Annotated in this window: 19 protein-coding genes, 1 rRNA gene and 8 pseudogenes (1 of these 28 only partly in view); 4 read left to right on the top strand and 24 right to left on the bottom strand. The window is 44.9% G+C overall.

The genetic code is table 11. The annotated features are described in order from the left end of the window. The 7 genes and pseudogenes from HHK02_RS11575 to HHK02_RS11550 all read right to left on the bottom strand — a co-directional run. Positions 1-22 (bottom strand): 23S ribosomal RNA (locus tag HHK02_RS11575); it reaches 2,901 nt to the left of the window's first position. A gap of 29 nt (positions 23-51) precedes the next feature. Then, entirely contained in the window at positions 52-384 is a 333-nt protein-coding gene (locus HHK02_RS12500) for a hypothetical protein (protein WP_191997670.1), read from the bottom strand. Further along, positions 335-511: a hypothetical protein gene (locus HHK02_RS11565; RefSeq protein WP_181462476.1), complete on the bottom strand. Its 177-nt coding sequence runs from the start codon at positions 509-511 to the stop codon at positions 335-337. The genes HHK02_RS12500 and HHK02_RS11565 overlap by 50 nt, the downstream gene beginning before the upstream one ends. Positions 512-538: 27 nt before the next feature. Next, positions 539-3,679 carry a cell envelope integrity TolA family protein gene (locus tag HHK02_RS11560; protein WP_181462475.1) on the bottom strand — a complete coding sequence of 1,047 codons (3,141 nt, stop codon included), beginning with the start codon at positions 3,677-3,679 and terminating at the stop codon, positions 539-541. Between the two features lie 343 nt (positions 3,680-4,022). Further along, positions 4,023-5,933: an HlyD family secretion protein gene (locus tag HHK02_RS11555; RefSeq protein ID WP_225432181.1), complete on the bottom strand. Its 1,911-nt coding sequence runs from the start codon at positions 5,931-5,933 to the stop codon at positions 4,023-4,025. Positions 5,934-6,305: 372 nt separating this feature from the next. Continuing rightward, positions 6,306-6,461: pseudogene (locus HHK02_RS13175) on the bottom strand (PTS galactitol transporter subunit IIC); the annotation flags it as partial. Next, complete coding sequence (locus HHK02_RS11550; RefSeq protein WP_231124864.1) at positions 6,462-6,572, bottom strand: YSIRK-type signal peptide-containing protein; 111 nt, start codon at positions 6,570-6,572, stop codon at positions 6,462-6,464. It lies immediately after the preceding pseudogene. Positions 6,573-6,682: 110 nt separating this feature from the next. On the opposite strand from HHK02_RS11550, the gene HHK02_RS11545 reads away from it, so the two are divergent. Then, positions 6,683-6,793: a YSIRK-type signal peptide-containing protein gene (locus HHK02_RS11545; protein WP_231124864.1), complete on the top strand. Its 111-nt coding sequence runs from the start codon at positions 6,683-6,685 to the stop codon at positions 6,791-6,793. A 44-nt stretch (positions 6,794-6,837) separates the two neighbouring features. On the opposite strand, the gene HHK02_RS11540 is transcribed toward HHK02_RS11545, so the two are convergent. From HHK02_RS11540 to HHK02_RS11530, 3 genes and pseudogenes are all read right to left on the bottom strand, one after another. Next, entirely contained in the window at positions 6,838-7,716 is an 879-nt protein-coding gene (locus tag HHK02_RS11540; protein WP_152700266.1) for an IS982 family transposase, read from the bottom strand. Then, a pseudogene (locus tag HHK02_RS11535) lies at positions 7,717-7,968 on the bottom strand (N-acetyltransferase family protein); the annotation flags it as partial. A gap of 289 nt (positions 7,969-8,257) precedes the next feature. Next, positions 8,258-8,548 (bottom strand): annotated as a pseudogene (locus tag HHK02_RS11530) (group II intron maturase-specific domain-containing protein); the annotation flags it as partial. Here HHK02_RS11530 and HHK02_RS11525 point away from each other — a divergent pair. Beyond that, positions 8,548-8,841 (top strand): annotated as a pseudogene (locus HHK02_RS11525) (group II intron maturase-specific domain-containing protein); the annotation flags it as partial. The pseudogenes HHK02_RS11530 and HHK02_RS11525 overlap by 1 nt on opposite strands. Before the next feature lie 87 nt (positions 8,842-8,928). On the opposite strand, the gene HHK02_RS11520 reads toward HHK02_RS11525, so the two are convergent. The 11 genes from HHK02_RS11520 to HHK02_RS11465 form a co-directional block, all read right to left on the bottom strand. Beyond that, positions 8,929-10,188 carry an NlpC/P60 family protein gene (locus tag HHK02_RS11520; RefSeq protein WP_181462474.1) on the bottom strand — a complete coding sequence of 420 codons (1,260 nt, stop codon included), beginning with the start codon at positions 10,186-10,188 and terminating at the stop codon, positions 8,929-8,931. After that, positions 10,189-10,758: a hypothetical protein gene (locus HHK02_RS11515; protein ID WP_181462473.1), complete on the bottom strand. Its 570-nt coding sequence runs from the start codon at positions 10,756-10,758 to the stop codon at positions 10,189-10,191. Beyond that, complete coding sequence (locus tag HHK02_RS11510; RefSeq protein WP_181462472.1) at positions 10,759-11,874, bottom strand: AI-2E family transporter; 1,116 nt, start codon at positions 11,872-11,874, stop codon at positions 10,759-10,761. It abuts the gene before it with no gap. Further along, complete coding sequence (locus tag HHK02_RS11505) at positions 11,875-13,347, bottom strand: LCP family protein (protein WP_181462471.1); 1,473 nt, start codon at positions 13,345-13,347, stop codon at positions 11,875-11,877. Positions 13,348-13,622: 275 nt separating this feature from the next. Next, on the bottom strand, positions 13,623-14,714 hold the full coding sequence (locus tag HHK02_RS11500; protein WP_003664847.1) for an ABC transporter ATP-binding protein: 1,092 nt from the start codon (positions 14,712-14,714) through the stop codon (positions 13,623-13,625). Next, positions 14,715-15,521 (bottom strand): ABC transporter permease, encoded by an 807-nt coding sequence (locus tag HHK02_RS11495; protein ID WP_181462470.1) that lies wholly within the window; start codon positions 15,519-15,521, stop codon positions 14,715-14,717. Then, entirely contained in the window at positions 15,522-16,340 is an 819-nt protein-coding gene (locus HHK02_RS11490; RefSeq protein ID WP_003670050.1) for an ABC transporter permease, read from the bottom strand. Beyond that, entirely contained in the window at positions 16,341-17,414 is a 1,074-nt protein-coding gene (locus tag HHK02_RS11485; RefSeq protein WP_181462469.1) for an ABC transporter substrate-binding protein, read from the bottom strand. Then, positions 17,415-18,065 (bottom strand): hypothetical protein, encoded by a 651-nt coding sequence (locus tag HHK02_RS12735; RefSeq protein WP_225441096.1) that lies wholly within the window; start codon positions 18,063-18,065, stop codon positions 17,415-17,417. After that, entirely contained in the window at positions 18,066-18,212 is a 147-nt protein-coding gene (locus tag HHK02_RS11470; protein ID WP_003670056.1) for a hypothetical protein, read from the bottom strand. Continuing rightward, positions 18,213-18,422: a hypothetical protein gene (locus HHK02_RS11465; protein ID WP_143449342.1), complete on the bottom strand. Its 210-nt coding sequence runs from the start codon at positions 18,420-18,422 to the stop codon at positions 18,213-18,215. Between the two features lie 137 nt (positions 18,423-18,559). Here HHK02_RS11465 and HHK02_RS13270 point away from each other — a divergent pair. Then, positions 18,560-18,631: pseudogene (locus tag HHK02_RS13270) on the top strand (IS200/IS605 family transposase); the annotation flags it as partial. A 129-nt stretch (positions 18,632-18,760) separates the two neighbouring features. Here HHK02_RS13270 and HHK02_RS11460 read toward each other — a convergent pair. From HHK02_RS11460 to HHK02_RS11450, 3 genes and pseudogenes are all read right to left on the bottom strand, one after another. Then, complete coding sequence (locus tag HHK02_RS11460) at positions 18,761-19,003, bottom strand: cytochrome b5 domain-containing protein (protein ID WP_003671505.1); 243 nt, start codon at positions 19,001-19,003, stop codon at positions 18,761-18,763. Beyond that, positions 19,003-19,390, bottom strand: a pseudogene (locus tag HHK02_RS11455) (transposase); the annotation flags it as partial. The gene HHK02_RS11460 and the pseudogene HHK02_RS11455, both read right to left, overlap by 1 nt. Then, positions 19,391-19,999: pseudogene (locus tag HHK02_RS11450) on the bottom strand (IS30 family transposase); the annotation flags it as partial. A gap of 95 nt (positions 20,000-20,094) precedes the next feature. On the opposite strand from HHK02_RS11450, the pseudogene HHK02_RS11445 reads away from it, so the two are divergent. Beyond that, a pseudogene (locus tag HHK02_RS11445) lies at positions 20,095-21,061 on the top strand (IS30 family transposase). The last annotated feature ends 71 nt before the right edge of the window (positions 21,062-21,132 follow it).

Below are 21,132 nucleotides of genomic sequence, written 5' to 3'. Positions count from 1 at the left end.
ATGCGCCCTTCATAACTTAACCTATGCCGTGAGGCATGGAGCGGACCATTACTAATCGGTCGAGGACTTAACCAAGGAGCGGTAAGGTTTATTGGAAGAGAATAGATAGGATTTAGTTTTGAGAGCACAAGCTCTCGTCCGAAGGGACAAAGCATCAGCAAGTGAATCGGCTTCTGCAAGTGCCAGTGAATCCGCTTCTGCTAGTGCAAGCGAATCAGCATCAGCAAGTGCCAGCGAATCGGCATCAGCAAGTGAATCAGCATCAGCAAGTGCCAGTGAATCAGCTTCTGCTAGTGCCAGCGAATCAGCATCAGCAAGTGCCAGCGAATCAGCATCAGCAAGTGGCAAGTGAATCAGCATCAGCAAGTGCCAGCGAATCGGCATCAGCAAGTGAATCGGCATCAGCAAGTGCCAGTGAATCCGCTTCTGCTAGTGCCAGCGAATCAGCATCAGCAAGTGCCAGCGAATCGGCATCAGCAAGTGGCATCAGCAAGTGCCAGCGAATCGGCATCAGCAAGTGCCAGTGAATCCGCTTCTGCTAGTGCCAGTGAATCGGCATCAGCAAGTGCCAGTGAATCAGCATCAGCAAGTGCCAGCGAATCGGCATCAGCAAGTGCCAGTGAATCGCATCAGCAAGTGCAAGCGAATCAGCATCAGCAAGTGCCAGTGAATCAGCATCAGCAAGTGCCAGTGAATCAGCATCAGCAAGTGCCAGTGAATCAGCATCAGCAAGTGCCAGCGAATCGGCATCAGCAAGTGCCAGTGAATCGGCAAGTGCCAGCGAATCAGCATCAGCAAGTGCCAGCGAATCAGCATCAGCAAGTGCCAGCGAATCAGCATCAGCAAGTGCCAGTGAATCAGCATCAGCAAGTGCCAGCGAATCGGCATCAGCAAGTGAATCAGCATCAGCAAGTGAATCAGCATCAGCAAGTGCCAGTGAATCGGCATCAGCAAGTGCCAGTGAATCGGCTTCTGCTAGTGCCAGCGAATCAGCATCAGCAAGTGCCAGCGAATCGGCATCAGCAAGTGCCAGCGAATCCGCTTCTGCTAGTGCCAGTGAATCAGCATCAGCAAGTGCCAGCGAATCCGCTTCTGCTAGTGCCAGCGAATCCGCTTCTGCTAGTGCCAGTGAATCGGCATCAGCAAGTGCCAGTGAATCAGCATCAGCAAGTGCCAGTGAATCGGCATCAGCAAGTGCCAGTGAATCAGCTTCTGCTAGTGCCAGCGAATCAGCATCAGCAAGTGCAAGCGAATCGGCATCAGCAAGTGCCAGTGAATCAGCTTCTGCTAGTGCCAGCGAATCGGCATCAGCAAGTGAATCAGCATCAGCAAGTGAATCGGCTTCTGCAAGTGCCAGTGAATCCGCTTCTGCTAGTGCAAGCGAATCAGCATCAGCAAGTGCCAGCGAATCGGCATCAGCAAGTGAATCAGCATCAGCAAGTGCCAGTGAATCAGCTTCTGCTAGTGCCAGCGAATCAGCATCAGCAAGTGCCAGCGAATCAGCATCAGCAAGTGCCAGTGAATCAGCATCAGCAAGTGCCAGCGAATCAGCTTCTGCTAGTGCCAGCGAATCAGCTTCTGCTAGTGCCAGTGAATCGGCATCAGCAAGTGCCAGTGAATCAGCTTCTGCTAGTGCCAGCGAATCAGCTTCTGCTAGTGCCAGCGAATCAGCATCAGCAAGTGCCAGTGAATCGGCTTCTGCAAGTGCCAGCGAATCGGCATCAGCAAGTGCCAGTGAATCGGCATCAGCAAGTGAATCCGCTTCTGCTAGTGCAAGCGAATCAGCATCAGCAAGTGACAGTGAATCCGCTTCTGCTAGTGCAAGCGAATCAGCATCAGCAAGTGCCAGCGAATCAGCATCAGCAAGTGCCAGCGAATCAGCATCAGCAAGTGCCAGCGAATCAGCATCAGCAAGTGCCAGTGAATCAGCATCAGCAAGTGCCAGCGAATCGGCATCAGCAAGTGCCAGTGAATCCGCTTCTGCTAGTGCCAGCGAATCAGCATCAGCAAGTGCCAGCGAATCGGCATCAGCAAGTGAATCAGCATCAGCAAGTGCCAGCGAATCGGCATCAGCAAGTGAATCGGCATCAGCAAGTGCCAGTGAATCCGCTTCTGCTAGTGCCAGCGAATCAGCATCAGCAAGTGCCAGCGAATCGGCATCAGCAAGTGCCAGCGAATCGGCATCAGCAAGTGAATCAGCATCAGCAAGTGCCAGCGAATCGGCATCAGCAAGTGCCAGTGAATCCGCTTCAGCAAGTGCCAGCGAATCAGCATCAGCAAGTGCCAGCGAATCAGCATCAGCAAGTGCCAGTGAATCAGCATCAGCAAGTGCCAGCGAATCAGCTTCTGCTAGTGCCAGCGAATCAGCATCAGCAAGTGCCAGTGAATCGGCATCAGCAAGTGAATCAGCATCAGCAAGTGCCAGCGAATCGGCATCAGCAAGTGCCAGTGAATCCGCTTCTGCTAGTGCCAGTGAATCGGCATCAGCAAGTGCCAGTGAATCAGCATCAGCAAGTGCCAGCGAATCGGCATCAGCAAGTGCCAGTGAATCAGCTTCTGCTAGTGCAAGTGAATCAGCATCAGCAAGTGCCAGCGAATCGGCATCAGCAAGTGAATCAGCATCAGCAAGTGCCAGCGAATCGGCATCAGCAAGTGCCAGTGAATCCGCTTCTGCTAGTGCCAGCGAATCGGCATCAGCAAGTGCCAGTGAATCAGCATCAGCAAGTGCCAGTGAATCCGCTTCTGCTAGTGCCAGCGAATCGGCATCAGCAAGTGAATCGGCATCAGCAAGCGAATCGGCTTCTGCAAGTGCCAGTGAATCGGCTTCTGCAAGTGCCAGCGAATCAGCATCAGCAAGTGCCAGTGAATCAGCATCAGCAAGTGCCAGTGAATCCGCTTCTGCAAGTGCCAGCGAATCAGCATCAGCAAGTGCCAGCGAATCAGCATCAGCAAGTGCCAGTGAATCGGCATCAGCAAGTGCCAGTGAATCGGCATCAGCAAGTGCCAGTGAATCAGCATCTGCAAGTGAAAGAGCATCGGCATCAGCAAGTGAATCAGCATCAGCAAGTGCCAGTGAATCAGCATCAGCAAGTGCCAGTGAATCCGCTTCTGCTAGTGCCAGCGAATCAGCATCAGCAAGTGCAAGCGAATCAGCATCAGCAAGTGCCAGTGAATCAGCATCAGCAAGTGCCAGTGAATCAGCATCAGCAAGTGCCAGTGAATCAGCATCAGCAAGTGCCAGCGAATCGGCATCAGCAAGTGCCAGTGAATCGGCTTCTGCTAGTGCCAGCGAATCGGCATCAGCAAGCGAATCGGCTTCTGCAAGTGCCAGTGAATCAGCATCAGCAAGTGCCAGTGAATCGGCTTCTGCTAGTGCCAGCGAATCAGCATCAGCAAGTGCCAGCGAATCGGCATCAGCAAGTGCCAGTGAATCCGCTTCTGCTAGTGCCAGCGAATCGGCATCAACGAACGCAAGTGAACCCGCTTCTACTAGTGCAAGCGAAAGTGCCTCAACAAGTGCCAGTGAATCGGCCTCGACAAGTGCAAGCGAAAGTGCCTCAACGAGCGCAAGCGAATTGGCATCAACGAACGCAAGTAAACCCGCTTCTACTAGTGCAAGCGAATCAGCCTCAACGAGCGCAAGTGAAAGTTCATCAACAAGTGCGAGTGAGTCGGCCACCTAGTGCGCCCGGCATGGGTATTAGCTAGGTGGTGAAAGTCCGCTATGGGCCGTAGTAGTCGGAACCATGAGCTGAGGACAAGGGTGTCCACCGTGAGGTGGAATTTGAAGGAAGTCTAAGGCAAAGTACTGCATCGATGAACAAGAAGTAGCTATAAGGCTGAAATTAACTGGATAAGGCTGCTAGACAAGTTGAAGTCCAATACTACTCGAAGTTGGTCTCAGTAAAGCTAAACGTCCAGTGCAACGCTAGGCGGGGAAGCACCAGCCACGTCAGCTAGTGGCGCAGCGGGCGAAACGCCAACATCCGGAACGGATACGCCGGTGACGAGCGGCGACAAGCTTATAAGTTGCTAAAATCAGTTTTATCTAAATCCGTATCCGGATTGACTTTTGGCCAACTGTCAAAGTGCCGTAACCACCATTTATAATTATCGTCGGCGACTTGGTAGAACAAGCCCGTGGACGAGATCCGGTACTTGGTAAAGCCGTTGCCGACTTGATCCATCGTGCCAATGATTGGCACCCCATAGAAGTACTGGTGATCCATGTCAATAATCGTGGTAAAGTGCCCACTCTTGGCCTCTTTGTCGGTAAAGAAGCCTTCAAAGTACTTAATCCCTTCCATCAGGACTAACCGTGATTCCATATCGGCCAAGTACTCCGGCGTTAAATGTTGCGAAATTACCGGCGGATTACCGGACGGATAAGTATTTTCGTTGTACCCCGCCGTCATGGTATGCGGCGCCAACAACACGGCAATCGATCCCAAGTGGGAGTAACCGGCAAATTGCGGCATCAGCCCAGCTTGGTATTCCGCTAACGCATGCACGGCCAACATTGCCTTGCGCTTATCATTGAGGGGCGCTAATTCCAATGGGCGTTCACCGATGGCAAAGCGCATCAAGTTGACGGTCTTTAACATCCGCTGACTGTAAGCATCCGCCAAATTGAGGAGCGGCTTTAACGCGGCCACATCGGCATCCGTTGGCACCGTCCGAATCGCCTTGGTGACATCCCCATTGATCGCATCCTGGCCGCCACGGCCGGCTTCCAGTTCCGCTTGCAATTGCCCCTTTAAGCGGTCCACCGTAGCCACCAGCTGATCATAAGCGGGGGTCCCCACTTGTAAGTAATCTTCAACCGTTCGGTATTGCAGATATTCCGGATCCAGCGGGGCCCCTTCATAGACGCTCCCTTGGTATGGCAAGGTCGCATTGACTAATTCGGCCCGTTCCACGACTTTCTTCAATGTGGTCGTGAGTTTGTAGTGTTCATCGGCATATTGGACATAGGTACTGGTTCCCGGCACCTGCTCGGCCATTAGTTGCTTCAAGGCTTCTTGCCGCCGCACATTGTTGTCCGCGATCAATTTATCCGCGGCCGCTTGGGCGGCTTCCGCACTGGTCAAGACCTCCTGTAATGTGGCCGCTTGACTTTCATACTGATAGGCCTGGTCGGGATCGGCCAGCATCGCTTGCGCGCCCTTGATGAAGTCATTGACCCGGTTGATTTCATTGTATAAGGTCAACCGCGTCGCAACTAAGTTTTGCAAGGCGGTCACGGCGGCTTCCAAATCGCGCCGCCCCTGCATTTGTTGGGCCGAACTTTGGATATATAAATCCATGCTTTGTTTCAGTATCGTCTGATTTTTCTGAATATCTTCCGTGGTATAAGTATTCAGATATGGTAAGACATTCGTGCCTCGAAATTGCAGCATACTTTGCGCATACGGTAAGTATTCAGGACTGACATACTGCAAGGCGGTTTGATAGTAGGCGACCGTAGCTTTAAATTCATTGATCGCATCCACTTTGGCCTGCTCGGCGGGACTCAAAATCGCGCCGTCTAATTTGGCCTGGGTGGCCTCAACTTGCGCCACGGCAGCATCCAGCATCGCCTGCGTCACCGCCGGCGTGGTCATCAGTTTTTGTAAGGCCGCCACGGCTTCGTCATACGGGGCTTGCGCCGTCGTCGTAGCATTATGGTAGCGCGGATCTTGGTCCCGTTGGTCATACCGCTTCAGCAAAATCGTCGCCGCCTTAAAGTCCGTAGCCTGACCATCCAACGTGGCTTGGGCCGTGTCGATTTGCGCGATGGCGGCCTGCATTTGCTCCGCCGTAACTTGCGGATCGTATTGCAACTGGCTCGCAGCAGCTAAAGCGGTCCGGTAAGCTAATTGCTTGGCAGCATCCGCATTGTAATACGCGGCCGTGGTCATCACATTTTGACCCGTCAACAACCGCCGTTGCAACGGTTGGAGATCAATTTTCGGTTGCGGGCGAGGGGTTGGTTTCACCTCGTCGATCGACTGGGGTTGCTCGCCGCTGGCCCCAGAACCAGACGTTGGGTTGTCACCACTCGTGGCTGGTGTGTCTGTCCCGGACGTTGGCGTTTCGCCCGCTGCGCCACTAGCCGACGTGGCTGGCGTGTCCGTCCCGGACGTTGGCGTTTCACCCGCTGAAGTACTGCCGGACGTTGCCGGGGCTTCCCCGCCTGACGTTGCACTGGACGTTGGCTTGTCGCCGCTCGTCACCGGCGTATCCGTTCCGGATGTTGGCGTTTCGCCCGCTGCGCCACTAGCTGACGTGGCTGGTGCTTCCCCGCCTAGCGTTGCACTGGACGTCTACACTTGCGTCCGGTGCCGGCGAAAGGCGACACTGGCGATTAAGTAGCTCCCACAGGCCAGCCCAATCCAGAGGGGGTTCGCCGAAATAAAGGCCGCAAAGATTAAGGCATTTAAGGGCCGCGCGACCAAGTTAAAGCTGGGAATCAAAAGCACTTAATTCCAGAAATGGTTAACTCCTAATAATACCGAAGCCACACCAACGTTAAGCTTACGTAAACTATAACGCGGTGTCCGCTTGGTTTCTAAAAATTCAGGTCGCTTCATCATAAGAAATATTATATTCAACAATTAGGCTGATAGCTTAACGGTAGCGCTATTGTTCTGGTGTACTGCAATACACCACTAGTTATTAAATTCGGGAGGTAAAAATAATGATGAAGCGACCTGAATTTTTAGAAACCAAGCGGACACCGCGTTATAGTTTACGTAAGCTTAACGTTGGTGTGGCTTCGGTATTATTAGGAGTTAACCATTTCTGGAATTAACTTTACAGATCATTCTGTAAAGGCAGCAACCATAGAAAACGTTGTCAATTGCTAGTTTGTAACATTCCAAATTTTGCTAGATTATTCGTCATGACAAGTGCCTCGATCTGTGCTTGCAATCCCACCAAACTACGAGCATAAGTCTGTTCGCTTCCCAAGAGTTTCAATTTAGCAAATGAAGTCTCAATAAGGCGACGCGTCCGCTTACGGGCTGACCGATTATGCTGTTTTGCACCTTTCATATTTGAACGATACGGCGTCCAGATGTCGTGACCTTGTTGCTTAACCTTACTTCGTAAGTCTTTACCGACGTAGCCGACGTCAGCTAGAATTTGTGGACAAGGGCAGTTTTGAATCAATTCTGGAGCAGCCTTAACGTCATGGATTGAAGCTGGTGTCACTTCATAATCGAGAATCAGGCCGCTAGGTTCTACGATCATGTGAACTTTGAAACCATAGAAGTACAGCTGTTTCGTAGCGTTATAGCCAATGTTAGCAATCCCAGCAAACAAGCGAGCTCGAGCATTACGAACCCCTTGACAAAGCGGGAGCGGATAACTATCGATAATGGCTGTTTGGGAAGGCGTAGTCCACGTTAGCAATCCTCGGCGAATTGCTTGAAAAACTGGTGTGACCTGGTTAATCCGACGGATTAGGCGGGAATACTCCAACAAGGGTAACGAAGGGATCGTAGCTTGCACTAAATCGTAAAAGGCCGTCCAAGTTGGAACATGATATTGCGTTTTGAGGAGCATTAGGGCCATTATCTCAGCGTCAGATAGTTTGACGTGTTCAATATTGCGCCGTTCCATAAATTTTCGTGGGACAAAATCTTGCATCAACTGTTGTAATTCAGAACAAGTGTAGGCAAAAACCGCTTGAAAATCATGGCGATCATAACTAGACTTAAAGTAGCTTAACAATTACTCATTAAAATACCTGCCCATCATATAAAGGGATCGCATTTGACCATTTATTTCAGAAATCTGTGGTAATTTACCCCATTCTTTGTACCCACAGGAGGTAAAAAGATGATAGCTTGCTTGATTTTCAATATAAATATACGCAATTACGGTTCTTATATCTAGATGATCTTCAATTTGTTTTTGCGCATATGTTAATAAATCACGGCCAAGATGTTGCTGTCGATAATCTTCATGAATATAAATAGCTACGTCAATTGCTAGTTTGTAACATTCCAATTAGCTAGGTGGTGAAAGTCCGCTATGGGCCGTAGTAGTCGGAACCATGAGCTGAGGACAAGGGTGTCCACCGTGAGGTGGAATCTGAAGGAAGTCTAAGGCAAAGTACTGCATCGACTTTTTTAGTGCGCCCGTCATGGGTATTAGCTAGGTGGTGAAAGTCCGCTATGGGCCGTAGTAGTCGGAACCATGAGCTGAGGACAAGGGTGTCCACCGTGAGGTGGAATCTGAAGGAAGTCTAAGGCAAAGTACTGCATCGATGTTAATCACATTGAATTGACTGGAGCGTCTTGGACATATTCATAAGTCCAAGACGCTCCAGTTTTCTATTAGTTAGAGAATAGCTCAAGGTCTTACTATGTGCAGTTTGCCAGTAGCCCTTGCGGGTACTAGCGAAGACATATGCATCACGCTGGGACAGCCCCAATTTCTGTAAGTTAGTTACCTTAGTTTTAAACTTTTTCCATTGCTTCCAGATATACTGCCTTATTCGGACCCTCAACCACTTGTCGAGGCGTTGAATAAAGTTAGTTAGTTTCCCAATTGAGTAGTAAGTACTACTCAATTGGGAAACTAACTAACTTTATTCAACGCCTCGACAAGTGGTTGAGGGTCCGAATAAGGCAGTATATCTGGAAGCAATGGAAAAAGTTTAAAACTAAGGTAACTAACTTACAGAAATTGGGGCTGTCCCAGCGTGATGCATATGTCTTCGCTAGTACCCGCAAGGGCTACTGGCAAACTGCACATAGTAAGACCTTGAGCTATTCTCTAACTAATAGAAAACTGGAGCGTCTTGGACTTATGAATATGTCCAAGACGCTCCAGTCAATTCAATGTGATTAAGTTGTCGAACCGCCGTATACGGAACCGTACGTACGGTGGCGTGAGAGGTCGATAATTGAACTAATCAATTATCTCCTACTCGATTATTTACATATTGATGTAGAAGCTTGGCTTAAAGTATTTTGAGTAACCGATCTTTACAACGTCACCTGGTTCTGGGGCATGAACATAAGTACCATTACCAAGAGAAATAGCAACGTGGTATGGTGCACCATCACTACCAAAGAATAATAATGAACCTTTTGGCGCATTCATAACATCACGCTTGTGAATTCCTAAAGTAGCTTGTTGGTAAGTAGTCCGGTATGATGCCCCTAAACCATAAGCCCATTGAACTAAACCAGAACAATCAAAACCAGCTGGGGTGTTTCCACCCCAGACATAAGGAACACCGCGTTGTGATAACGCACGATCTACTTTAGCATCAGTATTATTCTTTACGGTTAAAACACCTGCTGAATCAGCATGATATTTCTTACCATTAACTGTTACATCATTATTTTGAACTAAAGCACCGTCATTACCAAAGTAATATTGGTGGCCCCAATTAGTATAAACTGAATTATCTAGACGAGCGCCATCTTTACCAAAGTAATAAGTATGACCCCAGTTATTGTAGAAACCATCGTCTAAACGTGACCCATCAGCTTGGAAGTAATAAGTATGACCCCAATTGTTGTAGAAACCATTATCTAAACGGGCGCCATCTTTACCGAAGTAATAAGTATGACCCCAGTTATTGTAGAAACCATCGTCTAAACGTGTTCCATCAGCTTGGAAGTAATAGGTGTGACCCCAATTGTTATAGAAGCCATCATTTAACCGCGTACCATCGGCTTGGAAGTAGTAAGTATGATTATTTTGGTTTAAGAAATAATCCTTTTGTTGTTGGCCTTGATCATTAAAGTAATATTGTGAGCCGTTGATGTCTTTAACACCAGTTGCTTTTTGACCATCACTGTAGTAATAAGTGTTACCATTTTCTGTTTGCCAACCATTTAATTGAGCCGGTGCAGCTGCTTGAGGCTTAACGGCTACAGCATCAGTAGCAATACTTGTACTGGTGCTTGCTGACTGAGTTACTTGACTTGCCGGTTGAGCAACTTGACTAGACTGAGCTTGGTTACCTATCTGTGATGTATTATCAGTAGCCGTACTATTATTGATAGCTGTTTGATCAGAAACTTCAACTTGTTGTGAAGTTACTGGTGTAGTTGCTGCATCTGTTGTGTCAGCATTAGCTACACTAGTAGTTGATACTCCAAATGCAATTGCTGCTGTAGCGATTGCCATGTAGCACCAATTTTTGCCCTTCTTAAACATTTTGTAGTGTTTCTGTTCTCCCATTTAATTACCTGTAACAGAATTGGCAGTAACATGGTAAGTATGACCATTTCCAGATACAGTCCAATTATTAGTACCGTTTTGCGTAGCAGTGTAACCATCTACTGAATCAATTGATGGCAAATCATCAGTAGACTTTCCTGCTACCCCACGATCATTTAATTGGTTACCAATATGTTCCTTAACAATATTCCGCGCATCGGTAGCAGTCATTGTTGACTGTTGGGCATTAGAGCTTTGTTTTACGCTTGACTTAGCAGAACCGCTGTTACTTGATGTCGTTGTTGAAGAAACAGCATAATTAGCATTACTTGATGAGTTACTTGCACTAGAAGTACTATTCTTAGAAGATGCGCTATTTTCACTAGTTTGAGAATCTTCATTACTATTACTTGCAGTTTCTTTTTCAGAACTAACCTTATCTTTATTAGAATGGTGCTTCTTAGTAACCTTACTTGAGGTAACTTCAGAACTACTATCAGAATTATCAGAAGCGCTATTATTACCACACGCAGCTAAAGTTAACATTAAGGTCCCAGCAGCTAAAGTTGTAAATAATTTATTTAATTTCATTTACTCTTGTTCTTCCTTTATTGGATGTTCAATTCGGTAAATATCAAAGAAGTATTCACAAATGGTCTTAATAACCGCATAGAATGGAATACAAAGAATCATTCCACCAATTCCAGCAATATGACCAGCAGCAAGCAACAGCATAATAATTGTTAACGGGTGGATTTGTAATGTCTTACCAATAATGTTTGGATAAACAATGTTTCCATCTACCTGTTGAACAACAATTACAACAATGATTACCCAAATAATTTTATTTGGCGCCATTGTTAATGCCACAAATAAGGCAGGTGCAATCCCAATATAAGGCCCAATGTATGGAATAATATTAGTTAGTCCAGCAACAATTCCTAGCACGATTGCCAATGGCTGGCCGATAATTACATAACCAATTGATGTAAACACACCAACAAATAGGCACTCGATCATCTGTCCGGAAATATATGAGGACAAGGTGGAATTCATCTTCCCAAGAAGCTCATTCACCTCTTTAGCATGATGCGGTGAAAGCCATTTCTGAATACTTGGAATAAGCTTAGAACCATCCTTAAGCATGTAGAATAGCATTACGGGAACAGTAATAGTCACAACAGTAACGTTTGTCAACATCCCGATAATATCACCCACCCGTTCAGATAGTCCCTGTAGAACTTTTTGAGCATAGCCAGCTAACTGGTGATCAAACTGACGGTAATAAGAATTTAAATCAACGTTCCTTAAAAATGAGTGTTGAATAGTATCATTAATTAAATGCTGTAATCCGGTAACTGTTTGCGGTAAATGACGAACTAAGGAAGATATTTCCTTTACTACCGGCGGAATCAGCATCGTTATCCCCCCGACAATAATCACAATTAGCAACAGCACAATTAATAAACTAGCTAGCCCCTTGTTCATCCGAAAACGACCAATTTTAATCTTCATAAAAAGCTTTAAAACCGGATTTAACATATAATACAAGAAGCCAGAGATAATCAGGGGAACAAAAACAACTGAAATAAAAGTTAAAAATGGTTGAAATACAAACTGGATTTTCGTACACATCCAGATTAAAGTTGCTATCGACAATAACATTAACGGCCAAAAAAGCCAATGATAAAATTTTTGCTTAGACATTTAATAATATCGATGTGTATATCCATAATGGTTACCGTATGCTGGGTGAGTGTAGGTTGAATGATAACCATTATTATAACTGCGATAAGTGTGATATTGCGGTGTTGAGTAACGTTGGGTAGTAGCAGCCTGTGCATGATTTTCTGTAGCAGGAACAGCTTGTGATTCACTGTATGCTTCGCTGCTATTGTTTACTGAGGTACTTTCTCCTTCGCTTTGACTAGTTTGTGAATGGTGACTAGAGCCAGTAACCTCATCGCTACCATTACCACTACCAGGATCGTTGTAACTTGCACCACCTGGAAGAATGAAGTTAGTTTCATTATATCCGTTGTAGTGTGGTTGCGACTTGTACATCTTAGTTTCGTGATTAACAACATTTTTAGCTTTTAAGCCCAGTTGCGCACGAACTAATTTAGATACCCGGTTGATTTCTTTTGGACTGGCAATTTGGAAGGATACTCCTTCGATTGTTGAGTTTTGACCTTGGAAATGGTACGTTTTAACGTTATTCATTGCTCCATGGTAGTTACCATAAAGGGTTGCAATGTCGTCAATCGGAATATTAGTTTTAACCCCATCCCCAACAGCATCAAGAATCTTATTAGCTGCTCCAATTGATCCGGAAGTTTTGAATTTATTGATAACGCTCTTCAGAATCTGTTGTTGCCGTTTTTGCCGACCGTAGTCATTATTTGGATCATCGTACCGCATCCGTGAGTACTTCAACGCGTTTGTTCCATTAAGGTGTTGTTTTCCTTTTTTGAAGTGATGACCTTCATAGTCAAAGGCAAATGGATTATTGACTTCAACTCCGCCAACAGAGTTTACAACTTTTTCGAGAACTCCCATGTTGATAACGGCATAGTAATCGATTGGCACATCAAGTAGTTCTGATACTTGTTTAACGGTTTGCTTAGGGCCATTAATTGCATAAGCCGCATTGATTTTGACATAGTCTGGACCATCACTAGTTTCGACACGAACTAAAATGTCACGGGGAATACTCGTCATTGTGATTGTTTTGTTCTTTGGATTAATGGTGAATAATTCTAGTGAATCGGTATTACCACCCTTGTTACCCCGATCTAGGGCACCAACATCGGTTCCCATCGTAAGAACAGAGACAGGCTCACCTTTTTGCAGCTTCTTACTAATCTTACCATCACCAGCGCCAAACACTCCTTTGGCAACTGAGTGAACTTTATGATATTCGTAAAATCCACCAGCAACCACAAGGCAGATTAGGAGACCAATCAGGAGCCGTACCCAATTAGGAGTTCGGTAGTGGTGTTTTTGCGGTGGCTGAAAGTCTGGTGATGATTGTGCTTCTTCGTGCCGCAATCGATTTTCACGATTATTATGTGCTTCTTCGCGTTCTCGCCGTTTACGCTCATTAACGTCACGTTGGATACGTTCTTCCATCCGTTTACGGTAATGTTCCCGTGATTCGTGATTATTGTTATTATCCATTTGTTAGTGTAAGATTTTCATAGGTTGGATGAATAATTCATCTGGTCGTGGAAATCTTTTTTGTAGACCAATTTACTTATTTACAAAAAAAGAAAAGACCAGTAGCCTTTAGTGTGTCGAATACTAAGTAGGCTCGGGACGAGCCTTGGCTAATAGTCGTAACCTCTGCTTGAAGGTTCGTTCAGAATCGGTAGGGTAAGTATGCGATGTTTCCAGAATCTCCCACTTCAAGCATTAAACCGTAGGTTTAGCTAAATGGGAGTAGTTCAAAATAATTAGTCCCCCTCCTCATAGCTATCAAGGCGAGCATCAAAATCTTCTTCACTTTCGTTATACCGCATAACGTGAATATCTTCGGGATCAAATGTAATCCCTACTTTAGCCCCGACCTTTGTTTTATGAATAGAATTGATCTTCCACTTATGGTTACGTTGGTCAATCACCGTAATTTGATAATCAACGCCACGGAAAAGCTGGGTTTCAACAGTGCCGACTAATTTTCCTTTCTCAACCGTCGTAATGTCAAGGTCTTCTGGCCGGATGACAACTTCAACCTTTTCGTTTGGTTTCATCCCCGCGTCGACACAATCAAAGTCTTGACCATTGATTGAAACTACATAGTCTTTTTTCATAATGCCCGGGACAATATTGCTTTCACCGATAAAATCAGCCACAAAATGGTTAAGCGGTTCATCATAAATATCAACGGGCGTCCCACTCTGCTGAATCTTACCATCATTAATAATCATAATCTGGTCGCTCATCGCTAATGCTTCTTCTTGGTCATGAGTAACAAAGATAAATGTAATCCCTAGCCGCCGTTGCAATTGCCGTAATTCAGTCTGCATTTGAACTCGTAACTTATGGTCCAGCGCAGACAAGGCTTCATCCAACAATAGTACTTTCGGCTTATTAACTATTGCCCGGGCAATGGCAACTCGCTGTCTTTGCCCACCAGACATTGCGGTAATTTCCCGATCATCATAGCCATCTAATTGAACCAGGTGCAAAGCTTCTTTTACGCGTTGTTTAATTTCTGCTTTTTTGACACCCTTAATTTGTAATCCAAAGGCAACGTTTTCTGCCACATTCATATGAGGGAAAAGGGCGTAATCTTGAAAGACGGTATTGACTTGCCGTTGATTGGCTGGAATATCATTGATTTGCTTTCCATCAAAATAAATTTTTCCACTACTAGGATGATCAAAACCAGCAATTAAGCGCAAAATCGTTGTCTTTCCTGATCCCGATGGTCCTAATAAGGTATAGAATTTACCGGCCTCAATTTCAAAGCTTATATCACGCAACACAACGTTATCATCATACTGTTTGCTTACATGCTGAAATTCCATTATGTTTTTTACCATTTAATGGCGTCCTCCTTTCTGTTTCTTATCACCAGTCATAAACATAATAATAAACATTGCGATAATCAGCACGACCCCAATCGTTGAACCCATTCCCCAATTTTGCGTTGTGAGGAAATGTTCTTCAATCGCAGTCCCTAAAGTAATTACACGATTTCCACCAATCAAACGGGTAATCATAAAGAGGGAGAGCGATGGGATGAAGACCGCTTGAATTCCAGCTTTTACGCCCGGCATAGAAAGCGGCCAAATCACCCGACGAAAGGTTTGCCAATGAGTAGCACCCAAGTCATAGCTAGCATTTATTAGTGACGGGTTTATTTCAGCCAGGTTATTGAAAATCGGCAACACCATAAACGGGATTTCAATATAAGCAGCCACAAACATAAAACTGGCATCCGTGAACAAAAGCTGATGACTCCCAAGGCCCATAAACTGGAGGAAACCGTTAATTGTCCCTGTTCGACTAAACAAGCCAATAAACGCATACGTCTTCAATAATAAGTTGATCCATGTTGGTAAAATCACCAGTAATAGCCAAAACTGCTTGTTAGGTAACCTATTCAAAACATAAGCTGTCGGATAACTAATCACCAATGTCACAAAGGTAATCAAAAAGGCATACCAGACAGAGTTAAGCGTCATCTTAAGATAAACACCCGATGTCAGGTATTCAGCATAGTTATTAAGGGTCAGCTGACCATTGATATTAAAAAATGATTGATAAAAGATCAATACCAATGGCGCAATCACAAATAGGATAATCCACAATGCATATGGGACGATAAACATCGCTTTTTGCCGCATTCATTGTGCATCCCCCTCTTTAACAGCCACAATCCGTGTCCGTCGACCGCCCCGTTTACTAATAAGGTAATAGCCAATTACTAACAGAAGCGAAACAATAAACATCAACGTAGAGAGGGCATTGATTTCAAGGTTAATTCCTTGCCGCGCCCGCGAATATATTTCCACCGATAATGTCGAGAAGCCATTTCCAGTAACAAAGAAGGTCACAGCAAAGTCATCAAGTGAATACGTAAAAGCCATAAAATAGCCCGCAAAAATACCCGGGGCAATTGACGGCAGTACTACCCGAGAAAGAACTTGCCAGCGACTGGCCCCTAAATCATAGGCAGCATCTACTAATGTTGGGGACATTTCATTTAATTTTGGCAACACCATTAAAACAACAATTGGAATACAAAAGGCAATATGGCTTAAGAGGACTGAGACAAAGCCTAGTCTTACCCCCAGCATGGTGAAAAAGATTAAAAAGCTTGCCCCAATAATTACATCGGGCGAGACCATTAAAACATTATTCAAGGATAATAAACTATTCTTCCACGGGCGCCGTGCATCCTTAATTGCCAAGGCTCCTAATGTACCGATAATCGTTGCTAATAGTGACGCCAAAAATGCTACTAACAAGGTATTAATAACAATGGTAATCATTCGCGTATCTGCAAGCAAATCCGCATAGTGTTGCCAAGAAAAGCCATGGTATTTTTCCATTGTTTGTCCGCTGCTAAAGGAAAAAACAACTAGATACAAAATTGGCGCATATAAGATCACAAAAACTAATGCCAGGTACGCTTTTCCCCATGACCATCGCTGCTTTTTCATTTATTTAGCAAACATCTTAAATTCTAAAAATAAATCATTGTATTCACCTAAAACGCGTAATGGCAAATCACGATATACTTGCAAATGCTTCATCGTTGTTTCAGGAGGATAAAAAGCTTTGTCATTAGTAACTTTCTTAGGTAATTCTTTTTTAGCCGCTTTATTTGGTGTCGCGTATCCAACGTATTGAGCATTTTGAGCCGCATTTTGGGGATCTAACATAAAGTTAATAAATTCGTAAGCCGCCTTTTTATTACGTGCTGCTTTAGGAATCACCATGTTATCAAACCATATATTGCTTCCTTCGCTTGGCACAACATAGTGAAGGTGCGGATTAATATTCATCATTTTGCGCGCGTCACCAGAATAGGTCACACCCACGGCTGCTTCATTTTGCTCCATGTACATCTTCATCTCATCAGCAATAATCGCTTTTACATTGGGCGTCAACTGCTTTAAATGGGCCTGCGCAAGCTTCAATTGATGGTAGTTAGTCGTATTAACAGAATGATGCTGGGTAATAAGGGCAACCGCAAACACATCCCGCGCACTATCAATCAGCATGACATTATTCTTTAAGCGCGGATTCCAAAGTTGTTCCCAATGCTGGACGCCTTTGCCATTTACTTTTTGATCATTGTAGATAATACCTAACGTTCCCCAAAAGTATGGTACAGAATAACGATTCTCGGGGTCAAAAGAACGATTTAAAAATTGCGGATCAATATACTTAAGGTTAGGTAATTTCTGATGGTTAAGAGGTGCAATTAAATGCTCCTTTTTCATCCGTTGAACAGTGTATTCACTCGGCACAACAACATCATAATTAGTCCCGCCTTGCCGAATCTTGGTTAACATTGATTCGTTGCTATCAAAGGTTTCATAATCTACATGATAGCCAGTTTGATGTTCAAATTTCGTTATCAATGCTGGATCAATATAGTCTCCCCAATTGTAAATTGTCAGAGTTTGTTTTCCACCACCAGTTTTTTGCTGGTTGAAAGCAACATCCCCAAGCGCTAGCAAAATACAAATAACGACAATTGCGAGGAATGCAGTAAATATCTTTTTCATCTAGCCAAAATCAGAAATTTGACCCGTCTTCTTAAAGAAACTAATAATAAAAACCACGGTAAGCACAGCGATGGCAGGAAAAGCCGTTTTTAAATTAAAAGAGAATTTTAAATCCAATGGTGTCTTATCTCGTTTAACAACAACGTAAGCGTAAATAACTTCCAAGCCCAGGAAAAAAGTATAAAAAACAAAACCGACAACTAACGGCAGCTTCATCAGTAAAATCCCGAGGGCGATCAGTCCGATAATTACACTAAAGCCCGCAATAACATTTACTTGCTTCAAATCAATCCCGGAAATTTCCTTATTGGGATCGCCGAGCAATTTTAATCCTGTCACGCCAAAACCGATCAAGATCGCCGCCAAGCTAGCAAGCCGCTCAAAGCGAAAATAAATTCCAATAGAAGCAAGGGTTCCCCCAATAAAAGCAATAACCGAACAAAACTTAGTAACACCAGACCAAGAAGCTAAATTTAGGCGTCCATCGAGAATAAAGGGCATTACTTTTTCAACGGTGTAAACAAAAATGAACGGCCAAACAAATGTGATTATATTTGCATGGGCAATGATAGAGAATGCAAATAGCAACGTTGGAAATAGAATATAGCTTCGAGCAACAAATTCATGGTTAATTGCTAAAATTTTCTTCATTCAATAAGCTTTATTCTGTTGAAAAGCAAATAGTAAAGTATAGATAATGACATAATTCTTGATCGCTCCGAGCCAAATACGAAATAGTTTAAAAGGTTGTCCCAGAATATTTCGTAGTTCAAGGATAATCCCAATAATTGCTAGCACTTAATCGATACTGCTATATTTATCGGGAACTTGTTTTCGTGCCCACTTTCCTAATAAGATGGCACAAAAGACTGTTATCGCGGTCCCAAGCAAATATAGGTAATCGGTATACGTTAAGAATAAGCCAAGAGTAAGACAGATAAGGGTAGTTTTATAGCGAGTAGTTAATGGAATCTTTTGCAATTTAGGACTCAATGCGCCTACTAACATTCCCGAAAGCATATTTTATCCATAAATTTGCGAGAATACCCCCACTTCTATAAGTAGGGGATGAATCGCTCTCTTAAAGTGCGTTAGTGCTTTTTCTTTTGTTCTATGATATATTTAGTATATATCTATAAAATGTGGTGATAACAATAGAATTAGATAGAAATCAGCATTCAGTATACTTACTTAATTACCATTTGGTAATGGTGGTCATTCGTCAATGGATATCTATCGTAAGGCCTTCTACCAAGAGATATCACAGCTCCATCAACCAATAATCAATTGGTCAGTATTATTTATTTAAGTCCAGTGGCTAACTTATTCTTGAAATTTAGGATTTACTATTCAGCAAGTCTACCGACGACTGGCAGATCCTTTAATACCCGTTTACCATGGGGTGACTTTTCAAGCAAAACGTCGGTCAAGTCCTGGCCGGCCAAGTTTCCATGGTGGCGGCCACCCTGCCAGGCCGGGTTAGCAGAGACGTCATAGATTACACCTTCAACTGCTACGTAGGCCGGTTGACCAGCTTGGCCATTGTACTTTGCTAGTTCATCCCTCGTCATTACCTTATCAGCCATCATTTACCTCGCATGGGCAAAGCACGGACATCCAAACCGAACTGCCCCCCGTTCAAACATCCGGTAAAGAGTTCGCCGGTTACAACTAATTGGGCGCTCAGCGCGCCCAATAATGGTGTCAGGCGTCCACCCCTGGGCAATTTTGTCGTTGATATAAGTAAGTTCAGCCAGTGACAACTGAGTACGTTTTCGGCCACAACGTTGCTTATTGCGCATATAGTGATCTTGATAATCAGCAATTGAGGCACCGGTTTCCAGGTAACGATAAACGCGATAAACGGTTTCGGCGCTACGGTTGATCATTTGGGCCACTCGGTACGCTTTAAGCTTTTGCACGAAAGAATGGGCGATGATTGTCAGCTCGTTTGTGGTAAGATGGGTGTAAGTCATTTAGAAAGAAAATAGTTGCTCATCAGTGACGTAAGACATGAATACTTCATATGGAGTTCGATAGCCTAGTGATTTACGGGGCAGGTTATTTCGCTTACTCATCAGTTGGGTTACCAATTCATCAGGAAGATTGCGGAAATCTAGCTGTTTCGTTAAGCCATCCCGGCGTAAAAGACCGTTGTTGTTTTCGTTCAGCCCTCGTTGATTGGGAGCACCAACCTCGGCAAAGTAAGTGTGAAGGTCAAATTGATTGGCAATCTCGCGCCAGCCGGCGAATTCTTTTCCGTTGTCAAAGGTAATCGATTTGGAGAAGTGCCGCGGGAATTTCCGAAGCCACTGGCTTAAGTGTTGGTTAATCGCATCAGCCGTCTTTTCGTGCACATTGAGTACAATTTCGACCTTCGATTGGCGTTCGGTCAGGGTCATTACCGCCCCTTGGTGCTTTTTGCCTTGGACGGTATCAGCTTCAAGGTGCCCAAATTCAGTGGCGTAGTGCGGAAAGTCCTTGGCACGCTCGTGAATACTTCTCCCCAATTGGCCAGCCTTCCCGCGGCGCTCAATATAGCCATTCGGGTGCCGCTTACCTCGCATGGGCAAAGCACGGACATCCAAATAACGCCGTTTGTAAAATTAAGTTAGAAAAATAGAAAAGCCATTTGTGGTAGACTTTTGAATACCCCTAAATAAAAGAAAGGAAACCACAAATGACTTACACCCATCTTACCACAAACGAGCTGACAATCATCGCCCATTCTTTCGTGCAAAAGCTTAAAGCGTACCGAGTGGCCCAAATGATCAACCGTAGCGCCGAAACCGTTTATCGCGTTTATCGTTACCTGGAAACCGGTGCCTCAATTGCTGATTATCAAGATCACTATATGCGCAATAAGCAACGTTGTGGCCGAAAACGTACTCAGTTGTCACTGGCTGAACTTACTTATATCAACGACAAAATTGCCCAGGGGTGGACGCCTGACACCATTATTGGGCGCGCTGAGCGCCCAATTAGTTGTAACCGGCGAACTCTTTACCGGATGTTTGAACGGGGGGCAGTTCGGTTTGGATGTCCGTGCTTTGCCCATGCGAGGTAAGCGGCACCCGAATGGCTATATTGAGCGCCGCGGGAAGGCTGGCCAATTGGGGAGAAGTATTCACGAGCGTGCCAAGGACTTTCCGCACTACGCCACTGAATTTGGGCACCTTGAAGCTGATACCGTCCAAGGCAAAAAGCACCAAGGGGCGGTAATGACCCTGACCGAACGCCAATCGAAGGTCGAAATTGTACTCAATGTGCACGAAAAGACGGCTGATGCGATTAACCAACACTTAAGCCAGTGGCTTCGGAAATTCCCGCGGCACTTCTCCAAATCGATTACCTTTGACAACGGAAAAGAATTCGCCGGCTGGCGCGAGATTGCCAATCAATTTGACCTTCACACTTACTTTGCCGAGGTTGGTGCTCCCAATCAACGAGGGCTGAACGAAAACAACAACGGTCTTTTACGCCGGGATGGCTTAACGAAACAGCTAGATTTCCGCAATCTTCCTGATGAATTGGTAACCCAACTGATGAGTAAGCGAAATAACCTGCCCCGTAAATCACTAGGCTATCGAACTCCATATGAAGTATTCATGTCTTACGTCACTGATGAGCAACTATTTTCTTTCTAACTTAAATTGACATTTCGGGTTAATCTTCAACTTTTTTAGCGTCGTTCATTGCCTTCATGATAGAAGGATTC

It is taken from the genome of Limosilactobacillus reuteri, assembly GCF_013694365.1.
GTDB lineage: Bacteria > Bacillota > Bacilli > Lactobacillales > Lactobacillaceae > Limosilactobacillus > Limosilactobacillus reuteri_E.
The sequence above is the reverse complement of the archived record's forward strand: the minus strand, read 5'-3'. Positions and strand labels throughout refer to the sequence as shown.